This window comes from Methylobacterium sp. WL8 (assembly GCF_008040045.1).
GTDB lineage: Bacteria > Pseudomonadota > Alphaproteobacteria > Rhizobiales > Beijerinckiaceae > Methylobacterium > Methylobacterium cerastii.
Genome location: NZ_VRVF01000220.1, coordinates 1 through 254, shown reverse-complemented (window position 1 = coordinate 254; position 254 = coordinate 1). Strand labels below are relative to the sequence as shown.

The 254-nt window shown below is 62.2% G+C and carries 1 pseudogene; it reads left to right on the top strand.

Annotated elements, in window-relative coordinates:
- Nucleotides 1-94: 94 nt before the first annotated feature.
- Nucleotides 95-254 (top strand): annotated as a pseudogene (locus tag FV234_RS25995) (IS3 family transposase); the annotation flags it as partial.

Genomic DNA, 254 nt, shown 5'->3' with positions numbered 1-254 from the left:
GTGCTGGCGGACCGGAACCAGGACCCGCTCACGATCCGGCGTCCGACACTGGGTGCGAGACATCATGCGCCTCCCCGTAGACGCCCCCGCACCCTCAACGCTCAAACAGCCAATTCTGCCGTCCTAGAAAAAAAGCGATCGGCATCTTTGCGGAGATGCCCAAGTGACGTTCGCCTTCATCGAGCAGCATGCGAGCACCTGGCCGGTGCGTCTCATGTGCCGCGTGCTCGAAGTCTCTCACAGCGGCTACTACG